This is a genomic window from Acinetobacter sp. TUM15064 (assembly GCF_008980265.1).
In the GTDB taxonomy this organism is placed as follows: domain Bacteria; phylum Pseudomonadota; class Gammaproteobacteria; order Pseudomonadales; family Moraxellaceae; genus Acinetobacter.
In genome coordinates this window covers 1-16,053 of sequence record NZ_BKFU01000073.1, presented here as the reverse complement: position 1 = coordinate 16,053, position 16,053 = coordinate 1, and the positions used below count along the sequence as shown (strand labels likewise).

The window sequence follows — 16,053 nt, the reverse complement described above, 5'->3', positions numbered from 1 at the left end:
TTTGGTGGTGGAGGACAATCTTGCGTTTGATTTGAAGCAGGCTGTTTTTGTATTTGCGTATTTTGTGAGCTTGCGGCTAAGGCTGTGCCAGCAAGAGCAAGTGTCCCCAAACCTAGAATTAGACCCGTTAATACTTTTTTCATTGTGATGTACCTCTATGCTATAAATTATTATTCCAATGCTATAAATCAATTATGGATATTTAATGGATTTATATATTTGGGCAAACATTTCTATTCTCATTTTTGGTTAATTTATTATAAAAATTCAAATATAAAAAAACCGCTCTTTTGAGCGGTCTTTTGTTCTTGTGAAACCTACTTCACATCAAAACGGTCTGCATTCATTACTTTCACCCAAACGGCAACAAAGTCTTTTACAAACTTCTCTTTGTTATCATCTTGCGCATAAACTTCCGCATATGAACGTAAAATCGAGTTCGAACCAAAGACTAAGTCTACACGTGTTGCCGTCCATTTGGTTGCCCCTGTCGCACGCTCCACGATTTCATAACGGTTTTTACCCACAGGTTTCCAGTTGTATTTCATGTCGGTTAAGTTCACAAAGAAATCATTACTCAGTACCCCTACGCGATCTGTCAACACACCTTCTGGTGTACCTGCATAGTTCGTACCAAGTACACGCATACCACCAACCAATACCGCCATTTCAGGTGCAGTCAAACCGAGTAATTGTGCACGGTCTAACAGCATTTCTTCAGGTTGTACGCTGTAATCTTCTTTGACCCAGTTACGGAAACCATCATGCTTAGGCAATAAGTCTTCAAAAGAATACACATCAGTTTGCTCTTGAGTCGCATCGCCCCGTCCGGCAAGGAACGGAACTTTGATATTCACACCCGCAGCATGCGCCGCTTTTTCAACAGCTGCCGTTCCACCTAGTACAATCAAGTCCGCAATACTGACTTTTTTCGCAAGACCTGCCTGAATTTCTTCAAGTTTCGCCAAAACTTTGGCTAAACGCTCTGGCTCATTACCCACCCAGTCTTTTTGTGGTGCAAGACGGATACGCGCCCCATTGGCGCCACCACGGTAGTCTGAACCACGGAAAGTACGCGCACTGTCCCAAGCAGTATTGATCAATTCAACCGAAGTTAAACCGCTATTTAGCAACTTCACTTTTAAATCTTCAATTTCAGCTTCAGACAAAACATAATCGACCGATGGAATTGGGTCTTGCCAAATAAGGTCTTCACTCGGAACATCTGCACCTAAGTAGCGGGATTTTGGTCCCATATCACGGTGCGTCAGCTTATACCAAGCACGCGCAAACACTTCTGCCAAATAAGCTGGGTCTTTATAGAACCGCTCTGAGATTTTGCGGTATTCAGGGTCTATTTTTAATGCCATATCAGCATCAGTCATCATTGGGTTACGGCGTACATTTGGGTTATGCGCATCAATAGGTTTGTCTTCCTCTTTGATGTTAATCGGCTCCCATTGTTTCGCACCCGCAGGACTGGTGGTTTTTTCCCATTCATAAGTGAACAACAGATAGAAAAATTCGTTATCCCATTTGGTTGGGTGAGTCGTCCAAGCCCCTTCTAAACCACTGACCATGGTGTTCGCACCATTGCCTGTGCCTTCGGAGTTATGCCAACCAAGACCTTGAAACTCCACGTCAGCGCTTTCGACATCTGCCCCTAAGTTTTCAGCTTTACCATTCCCGTGGGCTTTCCCTACGGTATGACCACCCGCAGTCAATGCCACCGTTTCTTCATCATCCATTCCCATACGGTCAAAAGTGACACGCATGTCTTGTGCAGTACGGAGGGGATCTTGAACGCCATCAACCCCTTCTGGATTGACGTAGATCAAACCCATTTGTACCGCAGCCAATGGATTTTCAAGCGATTTACGGTCTTGGTCATTGGCATAACGGTTTGCTGTTGGTGCCAGCCATTGGCGCTCTTCGCCCCAGTAAATATCTTTTTCAGGTGCCCAAATATCTAGACGACCACCACCGAAACCAAAGGTTTTCAGACCTGCTTCTTCATAAGCTACGGTCCCTGCGAGAACGATTAAATCGCCCCATGAAATTTTATTGCCATATTTACGTTTGACTGGCCAGAGTAAGCGACGGCCTTTATCGGTGTTGACGTTATCAGGCCAACTGTTGAGGGGGGCAAAACGTTGGTTACCCGTGTTGGCACCGCCACGTCCATCTTGTTTACGGTAAGAACCCGCCAAGTGCCATGCGGTACGCACAAACATCCCAATGTAGCTGCCATAGTCAGATGGCCACCATTCTTGGCTGCTGTTGATGAGTTCACGAAGATCTTGTTTCACCGCGTCTAGATCCAATGATTTGAATGCTTTTGCATAGTCAAAATCAGGATCCATCGGGTTGGTTTTTTTATCGTGTTGCGACAGGATGTCTAGATTGAGCGCATTGGGCCACCAATCAGAATTATTGGTGCTGGCTAAACTCGTTTGTCCACCGTCTTTCTGGTGAAATGGACAACCTGATGCTTGCATATTCTGTGTCATGTCGAGCTCCAAATTTGATCATCAAATTATGATTATCATGAACCGTTTAAAGTATTTATTACTTTTCTAACATAGCCCTTTTTTATGACAATCTAAAGCGAGTTTTACGAATAAAAACAATCGGATTATTCCATGTAAATATTTAAGAAAGAAAGATTTTTAAATTTTCAACAAGATAGAATCCGACGAAAAAACAACAGCAAGAAAAGCCTTTAATGCGGAGTTAATAGGCATTTTCAATTGAGTTTATCGTTTAAAACTTAGACGATTCCTACCAGCAATCAGTGCGGCTCAGGTTGAGTAAAAATCAAACCATAAAAAAGGCATACTTTCGGTTTTTAGATTTTTTTGAAAGATATTTTAGTGATGTCGTTATGGTCTCGGTGATGACTGTATTTTGCCAGCCATCACCTAATCTTTACATAAAGTGCCCATTACACGCTTAAACGTCGACCTTCTCTTAAGCAGACAAATGGATTCATCAGCTTCGAACTATTTTTCATCGCCACTTTCAAATCCATCTCAGGTTGCTCACGGCTTTCATCAGTCAGCTGAAAGGTGCGATAGTGAATGGCCATCGAGCATTTAGCATGCAGGTCTTTATGTGCTTGAAAGGCATCTTGTGGATTCATATGCATATAGCGCATGAGTTCACGCGGTTCATACGCCCCGATAGGCAGTAGTGCAATTCGCGGTGCGCCAAAACGCTGATGCAGCTCTTTAAAGTGCGGTGAATAACCTGTATCCCCAGCAAAATAAGCATAGTCAGCGCCACAGTGAATAGTAAACCCGCCCCATAACGCACGGTTTTGATCGCGTAGTCCACGGCCAGAACCATGCTGTGCTGGGGTATAGACCAGTTTCAAATCATGCAAGCGTGCTGACTGCCACCAATCCATTTCCAACACTTGTAAATGCTTGGGTAAATACCATCCATTGCCCAAACCCGTATAAATGGGCATGGCGAAACGCTCATACAACCAGTTCAGACTGGCTATATCCATATGATCATAGTGATTGTGGCTCAAAAGCACCGCATGGATGGTCGGCAAATTTTCTAGGGCAATCCCCGCAGGCATGACACGGCGTGGCCCTCGCCCTTGCTTCGGACTGACATGTTCCGCCCACACAGGATCGGTCAATAAATTATAAGGGCCAATCTGGAGCAATACCGTGGCATGCCCCACAAACCAAACTTGCCAATCATTTAAATCGGCATGAGGACGGTCTTGCGGTAGACTTTTTTTATCGGCATGAAAATGCGCATATTCTTGTGCTAAATCGACATTCCATGTCGAAGACTTACGCTTCATCAACCATTTCAGTAAATCGCCACGACTACGCCCTTCGGGTCGACGAACCGAATTGAAAAAGCGTGTCCCGTTATAATGGTCGGAGTGTAGAAACTGAAATTCAGGTTGTCTCCACGTATGGGACATCGTATTTTCAGTCAGAATTTGATAATGGAGTTCAGTTGATTTTGGCTTCATTTAACGTCGTTATCTTTATTGCAATACACCAGTAACAGGACCAGTTTTGAAAACTGACCTCTACCTTAACCTATTCCAAGCGTCCTTGCATTCGCTCTAACCACACTTTTTTTGATTGTGGCTTAACAAAGAGTGCCACAATTTCAGGATGATTTTGTTTAATTTTTGCTTCAATTCGATTGACACAGGCTTCTATCTCATCGGTAGTCAGGTGATCTTCAAACTCCACGCTCAATGAGGCCAAAACCTGTTTGGCACCCATTTGTTCGGTCAATAAGCCATTGGCCGACAGTACGCCTTCATCGTCTTGGGCAATTTTTAAGATGTTTTGCCGTACATGCACGTCTGCGGTTTCCCCTAGGAGCAAGCCTTTGGTTTCTCGTGCCAAAAGAAAAGCTGACACCGCCAGAACCAGCCCAATCAGGATGGACGCTACTCCATCCAATTCAGGCAGATCTAAACGATGTGCCAAATAAATACCCAAAAAGGCAATCAACAGTCCAATCAATGCAGCAGAGTCTTCAAACAAAACGGTAAACGTGGTGGGATCTTTACTGCGTCGAAAAGCCTCAAAATAACCTTGCTGACCTTTCGCTTTACGAAACACTTTCAGGGCAACACACCATGACGCCCCCTCACTTACAAATGCAAAACCAAGTACAACATAATTGATGATCGGATTTAAAATCGGTTCAGGGTGTAAAATGTGCATGATCCCATTATACATAGAGACCAATGCCCCTAAGGCAAACACCATAAGAGATACAATGAAGGCCCAAAAATACAGCTCTCGCCCATAGCCAAAAGGATGATTAAAATTGGCAGGTTTATTCGACTTTTTTAGCCCATATAACAACAAAATTTCGTTTAAGGTATCTACAACAGAGTGAATCGCTTCACTCAACATGGCAGAACTATTGGTCAGATAAGCTGCTATAAACTTCACCAAGGCAATCGCTAAATTACCTATGAGTGCGGCATAAACCACCAGTTTATTTGAATCTGCCATATCGACTTTTAGCCCAAGCTGTATTCTATTTATGTTTTTATCATATCGAAATTTGGTGGCGCATAGCGCAGGTTTTTGTAGTTCATAAATAATAAACAGACCTAAGCAAACCTTGGTCTGTTTAAATACACCCATTCAAGTGCAAAGCTTTAAATCTCAGGCAATTTTACGTAAATCCTGCAACACGTCTAAATGTTTTTCTGCATCAAAGATGACTTGTTTGCCAATCATTTTTTTCAAATGTCGCATGTCTTTGGCTGCATTCACTGTAATTCCCCCCACGATAACACCATCGGTCACTCCAAACAGAACAAACGAAGAGGCTGCACGGAGTTCAGGTCGAATTTCGCCACGAACAATCCACTCTGCTGCGGCCATATCACCAACAAACTGATAGTTAATATCGAGCTGATCCGTCCAAAACCATGCAGGATTTGCTTTTGGATGCTCTACACTCATCACGTGACGGGCAAAAATTCCAGCCTGTAAATTGGCATTTTCCCATGTTTCCACACGACGGTACTGACCATCAGCACGAAGTTGGGTCGCGACATCACCCGCAGCATAAATATCTGGATGTGAAGTTTGGCAGTGTTCATTCACTTGAATGGCACTATCAACCGCTAAACCAGCATCGACTGCCAGTTGTGCATTCGGGACAATCCCAATACCATAAATCACGGCATCTGCACGTAACTGTTCCCCTGTTGCAAGAGTGATTACCACGGTTTCACCATCTAAATGACAGTGATTAATGGTGCTATTCAAGCGCACATCGACACCCGCAAGACGTTGTTGCGCCAATAAAAACTCACTCAAAATCTGCGGGGATGAACGCCCCATCACCATCGGCCCCATTTCAATCACCGTCACTTGACAGTCTTTAAATCGCGCAGAGGAAGCCAGTTCTAATCCAATGACCCCTCCACCAATCAAGACAATTCGCTGTCCAGCTTGTAGCACAGGCACCAGTGCTTGAGAGTCTTCCAAATTACGTAAGGTATAAATGCGTTGACCTAAAGCATCGAAATTCGGCAAGCAACGTGCTGCACCGCCAGTCGCAAGCAACAGTTTGTCATAAGCAATCACATCACCCTTTTGCAATTCAACAGTTTTTTCCTCAGGGTTGATTTTCACCACGCCATTACCACGGATATGCGTGACACCTAAAGTCGCCAATTTCTCTTCTGATAAAATCTCAACCTTGGTTTCTTCGGGCTTTAAAATCACATCTTTAGATAAAGGTGGACGTTCATAAGGCAAATGAACTTCATCCCCAATCAGGATAATATTGCCCTCATACTTGTTACCGCGGAGTTCTAAAATCGCACTCGCACCCGCCTGTCCCGCACCAACGATGACAATGGTTTCAATATTGCTCATTTGATTCACCCTTTTAACTCTGCCGAGACAATACCAAAGCCCGCAATCCACTCGCTGATGTCTTCATAACAATGCGTCGTCATCTCGTATTCACCGAGTTCATGTAAGGCTGCAAATGCCGCCATCCAAGAACGGACTTCCTGACCACCCCGCCCACCATCACGGCGAATATCGGCTTCAGTCATCGCTTCAATTGTAGCGAAGTCCGCTTTGGCCAATGTTTCAAGCAATGCACGATCCCATTCTGGATTGAGTGGCACGGCAACAGATTGATCACCTGCTGCCAGTTTCTGCCCCACGGCAATAATTTTGGCTTGACGATTATTCCGTGATTCTTCACTCGGATTACGTCCACAAATTAAGAACTCTTCCACCTCAGCGGGGACGGAACCCATTTGCGGTGTCGGAGGATCATGTGAGAGCCCACCTGTTCCTAAAATCAAAACCCTTTCATTTTCAAGATTTAAAGACTGAATAAATTGTCCAACAGCACGCCCCAAAGCAATGGTTCGCTTGGTGGTTGGCATCGGTGCCGCTGCACCATTGACAAAAATAGGAATGGTTGGATAACGGTCTAGCTGTCCACCACACAGAAAATGTAACGGCTGCGTCACGCCATGATCGGCTTGCATTCGGTAGGAATAGGCAACATCCACACCTTCATCGAGTACACGACGCACCAAAGCAATCGCAGTATCTTCAGGCACATTGATTTTGTCGTTATCTTTACCGTAGTCCCAATCACCTGCCGCAGTTGCACGAATACCCACACAAAAACTTGGCATCAAATCATAGAAAAAACCATTAAAATGGTCTGGGCCAAAAGTAATGATGAGGGTTGGATCATACCCTTTGACTTCTGCCGCAAGCTGGGCAAAAGTCTCACGTACAATCTGTTCTTTACGCTGTTCTTGCGGTGAAGCAAATTCCATTAAGGGACTGTGCGATGCACAAATGAGTTTAACGGCCATGTGTGACTCCAAAATAGAAACCGTCGCTTAATGACTGTGTTTCCTTAATATATGCAAAGATCTCAATATAAAGACTGGGTCAAAATTAAGCGTTGAAATGAAGAAGCGGAATCTTTCCAATAAAGCATCAACTTCCGGACTAACCTTCGGTTCGACCTACTTTTCTTTTGGGAAAAGTAGGCAAAACCATTGTCATTCGCAAAACTCGGCAACAACCATCACGACATTGACAGGTCGCAGAAACATTTCGTTTTAGCTTTAGTCCTGCCTCAAACAATTGCGAATGACTTTTCCGCGTACCCAAAATTTTTGAAATACTCATCAAACCTAATTGAGTTTAGATTTGAGATTTCTTTACGTTTAAAAGCGCTGAAGATCCCTAGATGATGAGCAGTTCAGTGAATCAATCACTCATCAAAGAACCCTGCACGAGGTTGGCGTAAACCACGGATGCCTAAACCGCATTCAGCATTGATCAAAACACCCGTCAGTGGACGGTTGTTCTGACGCGATGCCAATAGAACGTATGAACCTGTCATCTCTTCAGGTTCAGGCAAGAAATTTAATGGCATACCACGAGCAATCTTTTCAGGGTCACGTGCATCGAGTAGCCCCAAATTTTCTTGACCCAAAGATGCTGCTCCTTTGATATTGACATTCATACCTGACGGCGCCACCGCATTCACTCGTACTTTAGGCGCAAGTTCATAGGCCAATTCTTTCATCACCCCCACGCCTGCATGCTTAGAAGCTGTATATACAGGGCCTCCGCCTGCCGAGTACAAGGCTGAATTAGACAAAGTAAATATGATCGACCCTTCAGAAGCTATCAATGCCTCCAGTGCGGCTTTTGCCCCCAAGATGAGCGATTTGGTATTAATGCCCATAATTTCATCAAAGGCTTTGTCTAACTGTTCACCCGAAGTATTGACGATATCGGCATAATGATCCCAAATCCCAGCATTACCGACAAAACAATCCAATTTGCCAAAACGCTCAAGCGTGGCATTCACGGCACGGACATTGTCTTCATAGCAAGCCACATCACCCGCAATCGCAAGAATGCGATCACCGAAATGTGCCTGTAATGCCTCCACTTTGGCTTGTGAACGCTGTAACACAGCCACCTGTGCGCCTTCTGCTAAAAAGCGCTCGACCAATGCCCAGCCCAGACCAGAACCGCCCCCCGTAATCAGGGCAACTTCACCTTGTAACCAGCCCATGCTTATGCTCCCGCCATCTCGACAAACAATTGTCCATCTTCCACAATCACAGGAAAGGTTTGAATAGGATCAGTTGCAGGCAGGCATAAAGCCTGACCTGTTTTTAGGCAGAAACGAGCAGAATGTAATGGACATTCCACTGTGCCGTCCTCTTCCAAATAACCTTCGGACATGGAAGCATTGCCATGTGAACAGCGGTCATTCATAGCAAAGAATTCACCGCCATTGTTGAAAACAGCCAGTGCCTCAATCCAATTCACACCGCAGTCCACTTTCAATGCCTCGCCTTCGTCTAACTCATCGACTTGGCACACAAAAATCTTATTCATTAGAAGAACACACTCAGGTTATGGGAGTTATAAGTCACTTGGTCTAAAGTGATTTTACGGTTAAAAATCTGGAAACCCTGCTCGGTATCCACTTTGCGAATCTTGTCATGACGCTTCCCGCAGTAGAGGGTGACATCTTTTTCTTTCTGGGTACGGTAGAGTAAATACGTCACGTAAACGTCATACTCACCTTCGACTTCAGTTGCTTCAACCATGACGTTAGACACCATATGTGTGGTACGAGACGGTGGCTCTTCAGCCCATGCCATCCCAGTTTCCAAACGCGCGACACGACGTTCTAACAAATCTTTAGAGTCATTAAACACCCACGTGGTTGGCGGCTCAACCGAACGACGACGGTCACGGGTTTGCGCATTCGGTGTCGTGCGTAAGGTATAGGCAATATCATCTGCCAAGACATCCAACCACTCACGGAATTTCCAGTCGTCGAGCAATTTTGCTTCACGGTAAAGGAACTGACTGATCTGATGTTGAAGTTCTAAATTGATCTGACTCATTTCATCAACTCCTTCTCATAGTCTTCCGCGGCTTTTTCGACTTCTTCCCATGTTTCATGAATCAGTAAATCTGCCCAACGGCGGTATAAGCCACGTGCTGCGGTTTCGGAGAAAATATAGTTGGTAATGCCTGGAATGCCATCTTCACGAACTTTCTCATTGCCCAAGCCCATTTCCATAATCAACAGGTTGTTACGTGCTTTATAACCACGAAGTACTTTTTGGATTTCAATCCAGTTTTCCGAGTCATCTTGCTCAAGGAAACCCGCAGGGCCAAAGGCACGCGTTGCAGAACGCTCAAAAGCTTCTTTCACTTCTTGCGATGCTTCAGCATCGGCAATGCAGAATGCCCAGACTTCAGTTTTGTTTGGACCGCGCGGATGCCAGACTCGAAGTGTTGCCGTTCCATTTAACCACGACATGGTCGGGAACATGGTGTTATGCCCCGCAAGACGTAATGCACGTACTTCACCCAAACGCTCTTTAACTTCCTCAAAGGTTTCACGGAAGTAGTTGGCTACTTCACCATCCACCCAGACGTTGGCATCGGGCTTTTCGGTAAAGAAGAAGCCTGAGCCATGACCACGTGAACCATACTGAATGGCATCTTTGGCAGTTTCCCAAACTGGACGCGCGGTTTGTGCTGCACCGAGTTTTTTAGATGAGTCGTCATCGGGTTTAGCGCCCAAAACTTGAATCGCAGAGGCATGGGAGAACAAGGCATGGTACTGATCTGAGGCAAACTGTTCTGCCGCAAATTTCCAGTTACACTCGATTTCCCACTTGTGTACCCCACCAATAATTTCAGTCCCACCTGAACGACGATCGACTACACCATCTAAATACCAAGCGATATCCCCCATATATTCAATCAGGTCTGGAGTCGATTCATCCCAGCAGCCAAAAATCAGCCCCTTATAAGACTCTACGCGGTTGACTTGAACCAAGCCCCACTGTTCTTTGCAGGCACCTTGTGGGAAAGCACGATCTTCAAGTGGAATATCTTTCAGTGAACCATCTACCCCATAAGACCAGCCATGATATGGACAGGTAAAGGCGCGAGTATTACCACAGTCTGCAAAGCTGACCCGCATAGAACGATGTCGACACTGGTTTAGAAATGCTTTAATTGAGCCATCTTTTTGACGTGCCACAATAATTGGGTCTTCACCCATGTAAGTATTGAAAAAATCACCTGATTTTGGAATTTGGCTTTCATGACAGAGAAATAGCCATGTACGCCCAAACACGCGTTCCAGTTCTAATTCGTATAAATCTGGGTCTGTATAGATGGATGGCGAGATACGTCCATTTTGTGCATCGACCAAAGCGTCGATTTCACGCACATCAATTTTTCCACTCATGAAAAGCTCTCCTGCGACCAATACACGGCACAACGTAAATAGACTCAACTTTTGAGGCATCATGATTTTTTAGACAGCTTTAGTGAAATATTTTTTTTGTTTTAATTAATACGTTTTAGCAATTATTAGAAAAGTTATTTCTTATATTAAAATCTCCGCATTCATCTCAAGACCATTTATTTTATAAATACTTGAATCATCTTCACGGCATAGTTGTTTATAGATTATACTTTGTTGTAGTCGTGGTAAGACATTTTTTGGATTACTCAGTGGGTTATTTATATGGAACTTAGACACCTTCGCTATTTCATCACCGTTGCTGAAGAACTGAACTTCAGTAAGGCGGCATTGAAACTTTATACCGCTCAACCTTCACTCAGTCAGCAAATCAAAGACCTCGAAGAAGATGTCGGCGTACAGTTGCTGTATCGAACCAAGCGAAAAGTTGAACTCACGGAAGAAGGTGCTGTTTTTCTAGAACAGGCACGCCTGACTCTAGCTCAAGCGGACAAAGCGGTCGCTATGGCACGTCAAGTGTCACAAGCCAAACAGCAAATGCTGCGCATAGGTTTCGTGCCAGTTGCGGAAATGAAAATATTCCCTTATGTGTTGCCAAATCTGCGTGTACAAAACCCCGACTTAAAAATTGAGTTACTCAGTATGAACAATACTGAGCAGATGCGTTTGTTGAAAAAAGGTGAGCTGGACATTACCTTTACCCGACATAACTTTCATAATGATGAACTTGAGAGCCAATTTGTTCTACGTGAGCCACTCATCTTCCTGCTTCCCAAAGATCACCCTTTAGCAAAATATGAACGCATTCCTGTTAAGGCTTTAAATGGTATTGATTTTATCATTCCCGCAGCCGAACAGTCACAAACCCTGCACCAGACTATTTTAGAATTTGCCAAAAATAATAGTATTGAATTCAATATTGTTCAAAAGGCCGATAATATTCTATTTAATATCAACTCAATTGGGATGGGTCTCGGTTGCACTATTTTACCTGGCTATGTTGCACCCTTAACCATGAGCAATACCGTGATTCGTCCGCTTGAGGTTGAACTCCCTTACTTAGATTTATATGTAAGCTATCGTAAAAACACCACATCACTGGCTGTAAATAAATTTCTAGAATTACTGACTCGGGTGTTTTATTTGAACATTAACCGTGAATAAATCCCCAATGAGTTCAAATTAATCCTCAAATACGAGACACCACTATTTTCTGAATAAATGGCGGTGTACCTTTTTCATGAAAAAGTACCCTGAACTACAAGCGTATCTAGAGTATTTCAGTTTTAAACCAGACTTATCAGCTCTCGACTTTTGTTGTCTCTACTTTTTAAAGGAAGATTAACGAATAAAAATCAGAATTTTTGTAAGGTTTTACCTACAACTTAAGTCTAAACATAAGCATATACTGAGCTAGCTATTGCGATTTTTGCTGCACTAAAAAATAAAATAGAAAAGGAGAAAATCATGCCGATGCCCACTTTACAGCGTTTAAAAACGGCCATGCAATTTCGCCCCTTCTTTTTCATTAGTTTTTTGGTTACGGCTATTTTTTATGCTCTGCTCAATACCCTGACTGACTGGTCTTGGTCTACCAATTTATTGATCAGTTGGAACATTGCCGTCTCAAGTTATTTGCTCAAAACCATGACAACGCTTTGGTCTGTTGACCATCGACACATTCTTCAACATGCACAGCAACAAGATGCCAGTAAATGGATTATTCTACTGTTGGTGATCATGACATTAGTTATGTGTTTGATTGCAATTGTGTTGGAGTTAACTCATCTTCCCAATGACCCAGCTATCAAATATGGTCACTTAGCTCTGTCCTTACTGACCATTATAAGTGCATGGCTCTTTATACATACTGTGTTTGCCATTCATTATGCACATGACTATTATCTCGCTCTTGCGGATCAACAAGATGCTGGCTTGGACTTTCCAAAAACGGCACAGCCGACTTATCCTGACTTCTTATACTTTAGTTATGTGATTGGCACTTCAGCGCAAACTGCGGACGTTTCGATTACTTCCCGCTCCATGCGTATTCTCAATATTCTGCACATTATTTTGGCCTATGGTTTTAACACCTCGATTTTGGCCATTAGCATCAATGTAGCGGCAGGCTTTATTACACTCTAAGTTTAATGCTTCTTCTTTGAAATTTCGGACATAAAAAAAGGATGGTTCAACCATCCTTTTTCAATTCAATCGCTTATTTCACACCACGTGCACTTAAATAATCTTTAATCACCGTATTAAATTCTTCAGCTTTTTCCACCTGTGACCAATGTCCACACTGACTGAAAATGTGGGCATCCGCAAATGGAACCGTATTTAAAATATCCCATGTACGAGATACAGGAATCACCACATCCTGGACACCATGAATCAGCAATACAGGCACTTGGATGTCCTTCATTTTTTCAAAATCGAGTGGGAACTCAAAACGATCACGGTCACGTGCGCCTACCACATCCATTAAACGGTCTGAGGCATAGTCATTCTTGGCTGCTTCATAACGAACTTTGACCAACTCATCGGTAATTAAGCGCTTATCCACCACAAACATCGACAAAGTATTTTTGATGCCTTCTTCGGTCAAAACAGGATTAGCATGGGCTTTCAGTGCAGCAGTTTGTTTGGCTCCGCCTGTCCCCATCGACACAATACCCAAGACACGTTCTGGATAATCGAGCACCATTTGAAAAGCTAACCACCCACCCAGTGAATTGCCCACCAACCAAGTTTTTTCAATGCCTAAAGCATCCAGTGTACGCACCGCATGATCGACCCATGCACGAATGCCATAAGCCGTACCATCAGCCACCACTGTTTGACCATAGCCAATTGAGTCAATAGCAATACAACGGGCTTGCTCCGCAATCTGTGGTAAATTTAACCACCAGTTCGCTGCTGCCGAAACACCTGTTCCAGAGCCGTGTAAAAATAAAATTGGTGTACCCTCACCCACTTCATGATAATGGGTTAACTCACCTTCCGCTGTTTCAATCCATTTATCTTCCAAGCCAAAGAATGGGTCGGTGGTGTAATTGGGGATTTGGACCGTGCTCATACTTACTCCTCGTACAGCCTAAGACCCGTCTGATGTTCTGTGTTCAGGACAGGTCAATTCATTCATTTCGACAGTTTTACTGTTCCATCTTACCTGTTCAAAACGACTCCACTGATACTTGTTTTCGATCAGACACTACAAAAAAACGATTATTTAAATAAATGTTTTACAACAATATTTTTATTAAAATCAGAAAATCTGTTTATTATTTGAAGGTGATTCAACAAAGAGCGACTTGTGCCCAAATCGCCCGCTTTCAGTTCAATACTTAAAATTTATAGCTATAGGTCGTAGCAACACGATATTCTTTTAAATCGCTTTTCCAATCATAGTCTGTGTCAATATACATGGCTTGAATCCCTAGACCTTTGAATTTGCCTTCAGGTACGGTGTAATTCACAATCAGATTCAATTCTTGTTCGTCCTGATCGGTTTTACCGCCTGCTGTCGCATCAAAACCAGCAAAATAAATTGCATTGGCATTCAAACCTTTTAACCCCAATTCAGCAAAGTCATAGCCATAAGAGATATTCCATGATTTCTCTTTGGCATTGGTAAAGGTTGCCACGGACCAATTCACCAGATATGGCTGTGGTACCCATCCTGCCAAGGTTGGGAAGCTGTTATCGCTAAACATTTGTTGATAGCCCAAACCTACACTGTGTGACCCATGACTGAATTTAGCGCCCATCGACAAGGCTTGGTTGTCAATTTCGCCATACAACTTATCGCCTGACTCAGAGTTATCAAAATAACGAACATGGCTGGTCAGCTTCGTATTCGTCCCCAGCGTGGTGTTATAATTGATTCCTGCATAATGCTGTTGATAAATGTCTTTGACATCGGCATACCAATAGCTTGCTCCAAACTCTGGATTAAACTGATGATCAATCCCCGCGATGTACATGCCATCCGCTGTTTTGGCGGTATTTGGATTATTGTTTGGAAATAAACTTAAGTCCTGAAACTGATTGTCATAACGTGCATTAATCCCATCAATATACGCCAAACTCAGTTTGGTATCTTTCAGCTCTTTAGACTCCAACCATGCCCCGCGATAGGTGGTCAGCAGCTGACGTGATGGATCAAATACTAAAACTGGGGAAACAGGTAGCAGCTCACCGACTTTTAGTTCCGTTTGCGATACTTTGGCTTTTAAAGTGGCACCGACTTTGCCAAAATCACGGGCTTGTTCCTGTCCATTATGTGGAAGTACCCAATCGGCATTTTTATCACGCCCATTTAAACGAAAAGCATGTTGTACCAAAACATCCGCACCGACTTGCAATGCACCAATTTGAGCATAACCAGATTTGGCATCTAAGCTGATGGCCTGCGACCAACTGCCCCAATTATTTTGTGGCAGGGTTTCATACTGGCGGTCTAAATAAAAATTTCTGAATTTTAACTGGACTTGACTATCGTCGATAAAGTCTGCATTCGTTGCAGTTGTACCTAATGCCGCAGCTGCGACACAGATGGCTGTCCATAAAGTTTGACGACGCATGAGATATATTCCAATAATCACATTAAGCTATAACGTCATCATGCGGAACTCATTGAACAGAAAAAATCCGACCACAGTCTTAAGAAAATGCCACATCACCGACTATAAATACCAAGCTGGACACCGCTCTTTTTTCATTTAGATAAAATTACAATAACTCACTTTTAACCTAATTTCGCAATTTATGATGAAAGATGGAGCCTTTCCAACCTTTCTCGTTTTAAACCACTTTCTTTTCTAAATAGTTTGAATAATTTAAGTGTTTTTTTGTTTAAGTTTTTCGAGTCAGTTTTTTTATTTCAGCGTAACGTTATAAGAAAAAGCGCTCATATCACAGAAATTTTCTATATGTGCATGATGAAGTTGAATAACGTTAAAATTTTATGCATGTGTATTCAAGATTGATCATCCGCAAAACCTGTTCACTGGGTGCACTTAAATACTACGATTGCAAAAATAGCCTATTTCAAATATCACGCAGGTTGCTGATGAGGTTTCGTGGCTCGAATAATTTCTAAATTTAAAAAACTTAGATTCTCAAATGAAGTGCAACAGAGATTAAATTATTGGAAAGAAGCAAGATGAGCTAGCATTTTGCTTCCGACCGACCAAAGTCAAAGTTGCATCATGAACTATACTCATCTTACCCAAG

13 protein-coding genes are annotated in these 16,053 nt (G+C 43.2%); 2 read left to right on the top strand and 11 right to left on the bottom strand.

The window, feature by feature from the left end; all coding sequences use genetic code 11:
• Positions 1 to 317: 317 nt before the first annotated feature.
• The 9 genes from katG to hcaE all read right to left on the bottom strand — a co-directional run bounded on the left by katG (position 318) and on the right by hcaE (position 10,797).
• Positions 318 to 2,510, bottom strand: a complete 2,193-nt coding sequence (gene katG, locus GBI16_RS15840) for a catalase/peroxidase HPI (RefSeq protein WP_151707435.1) — start codon at positions 2,508 to 2,510, stop codon at positions 318 to 320.
• A gap of 434 nt (positions 2,511 to 2,944) precedes the next feature.
• Entirely contained in the window at positions 2,945 to 4,000 is a 1,056-nt protein-coding gene (locus tag GBI16_RS15835) for an MBL fold metallo-hydrolase (protein WP_151707434.1), read from the bottom strand.
• A 70-nt stretch (positions 4,001 to 4,070) separates the two neighbouring features.
• Positions 4,071 to 5,009: a cation diffusion facilitator family transporter gene (locus GBI16_RS15830; RefSeq protein WP_110975902.1), complete on the bottom strand. Its 939-nt coding sequence runs from the start codon at positions 5,007 to 5,009 to the stop codon at positions 4,071 to 4,073.
• A gap of 156 nt (positions 5,010 to 5,165) precedes the next feature.
• Positions 5,166 to 6,392, bottom strand: coding sequence for a 3-phenylpropionate/cinnamic acid dioxygenase ferredoxin--NAD(+) reductase subunit (hcaD, locus tag GBI16_RS15825; protein WP_151707433.1), 1,227 nt, complete (start codon positions 6,390 to 6,392; stop codon positions 5,166 to 5,168).
• A 5-nt stretch (positions 6,393 to 6,397) separates the two neighbouring features.
• Positions 6,398 to 7,363, bottom strand: coding sequence for a 3-carboxyethylcatechol 2,3-dioxygenase (locus GBI16_RS15820; protein ID WP_151707432.1), 966 nt, complete (start codon positions 7,361 to 7,363; stop codon positions 6,398 to 6,400).
• Positions 7,364 to 7,770: 407 nt separating this feature from the next.
• On the bottom strand, positions 7,771 to 8,586 hold the full coding sequence (gene hcaB / locus GBI16_RS15815; RefSeq protein WP_119064080.1) for a 3-phenylpropionate-dihydrodiol/cinnamic acid-dihydrodiol dehydrogenase: 816 nt from the start codon (positions 8,584 to 8,586) through the stop codon (positions 7,771 to 7,773).
• A 2-nt stretch (positions 8,587 to 8,588) separates the two neighbouring features.
• Complete coding sequence (gene hcaC, locus GBI16_RS15810) at positions 8,589 to 8,915, bottom strand: 3-phenylpropionate/cinnamic acid dioxygenase ferredoxin subunit (RefSeq protein WP_151707431.1); 327 nt, start codon at positions 8,913 to 8,915, stop codon at positions 8,589 to 8,591.
• Entirely contained in the window at positions 8,915 to 9,433 is a 519-nt protein-coding gene (gene hcaF / locus GBI16_RS15805; RefSeq protein WP_151707430.1) for a 3-phenylpropionate/cinnamic acid dioxygenase subunit beta, read from the bottom strand. The genes hcaC and hcaF overlap by 1 nt, the downstream gene beginning before the upstream one ends.
• Positions 9,430 to 10,797 (bottom strand): 3-phenylpropionate/cinnamic acid dioxygenase subunit alpha, encoded by a 1,368-nt coding sequence (gene hcaE / locus GBI16_RS15800; RefSeq protein WP_151707429.1) that lies wholly within the window; start codon positions 10,795 to 10,797, stop codon positions 9,430 to 9,432. Before hcaE ends, hcaF begins: the two co-directional genes overlap by 4 nt.
• Positions 10,798 to 11,079: 282 nt before the next feature.
• Between hcaE and hcaR the strand changes: the two genes are divergently transcribed.
• Together hcaR and GBI16_RS15790 are read left to right on the top strand one after the other, a co-directional pair.
• Complete coding sequence (gene hcaR, locus GBI16_RS15795; protein WP_086209618.1) at positions 11,080 to 11,979, top strand: DNA-binding transcriptional regulator HcaR; 900 nt, start codon at positions 11,080 to 11,082, stop codon at positions 11,977 to 11,979.
• Between the two features lie 303 nt (positions 11,980 to 12,282).
• Positions 12,283 to 12,960 carry a DUF1345 domain-containing protein gene (locus GBI16_RS15790; RefSeq protein WP_110975901.1) on the top strand — a complete coding sequence of 226 codons (678 nt, stop codon included), beginning with the start codon at positions 12,283 to 12,285 and terminating at the stop codon, positions 12,958 to 12,960.
• A gap of 73 nt (positions 12,961 to 13,033) precedes the next feature.
• Here GBI16_RS15790 and GBI16_RS15785 read toward each other — a convergent pair whose 3' ends face one another.
• Entirely contained in the window at positions 13,034 to 13,894 is an 861-nt protein-coding gene (locus tag GBI16_RS15785; protein WP_151707428.1) for an alpha/beta fold hydrolase, read from the bottom strand.
• Positions 13,895 to 14,162: 268 nt separating this feature from the next.
• A complete protein-coding gene (locus GBI16_RS15780; RefSeq protein ID WP_151707427.1) occupies positions 14,163 to 15,401 on the bottom strand; it encodes an OprD family outer membrane porin in 1,239 nt (412 codons plus the stop codon).
• Between the last annotated feature and the right edge of the window lie 652 nt (positions 15,402 to 16,053).

Excerpts from the sequence above, each read along its gene's own strand:
- hcaR (WP_086209618.1), top strand. The coding sequence starts at position 11,080 with ATGGAACTTAGACACCTTCGCTATTTCATCACCGTTGCTGAAGAACTG.
- hcaE (WP_151707429.1), bottom strand. The coding sequence starts at position 10,797 with ATGAGTGGAAAAATTGATGTGCGTGAAATCGACGCTTTGGTCGATGCA.
- GBI16_RS15785 (WP_151707428.1), bottom strand. The coding sequence starts at position 13,894 with ATGAGCACGGTCCAAATCCCCAATTACACCACCGACCCATTCTTTGGC.
- GBI16_RS15790 (WP_110975901.1), top strand. The coding sequence starts at position 12,283 with ATGCCGATGCCCACTTTACAGCGTTTAAAAACGGCCATGCAATTTCGC.
- hcaC (WP_151707431.1), bottom strand. The coding sequence starts at position 8,915 with ATGAATAAGATTTTTGTGTGCCAAGTCGATGAGTTAGACGAAGGCGAG.
- hcaD (WP_151707433.1), bottom strand. The coding sequence starts at position 6,392 with ATGAGCAATATTGAAACCATTGTCATCGTTGGTGCGGGACAGGCGGGT.
- hcaB (WP_119064080.1), bottom strand. The coding sequence starts at position 8,586 with ATGGGCTGGTTACAAGGTGAAGTTGCCCTGATTACGGGGGGCGGTTCT.
- GBI16_RS15780 (WP_151707427.1), bottom strand. The coding sequence starts at position 15,401 with ATGCGTCGTCAAACTTTATGGACAGCCATCTGTGTCGCAGCTGCGGCA.
- GBI16_RS15830 (WP_110975902.1), bottom strand. The coding sequence starts at position 5,009 with ATGGCAGATTCAAATAAACTGGTGGTTTATGCCGCACTCATAGGTAAT.
- GBI16_RS15835 (WP_151707434.1), bottom strand. The coding sequence starts at position 4,000 with ATGAAGCCAAAATCAACTGAACTCCATTATCAAATTCTGACTGAAAAT.
- GBI16_RS15820 (WP_151707432.1), bottom strand. The coding sequence starts at position 7,363 with ATGGCCGTTAAACTCATTTGTGCATCGCACAGTCCCTTAATGGAATTT.
- katG (WP_151707435.1), bottom strand. The coding sequence starts at position 2,510 with ATGACACAGAATATGCAAGCATCAGGTTGTCCATTTCACCAGAAAGAC.
- hcaF (WP_151707430.1), bottom strand. The coding sequence starts at position 9,433 with ATGAGTCAGATCAATTTAGAACTTCAACATCAGATCAGTCAGTTCCTT.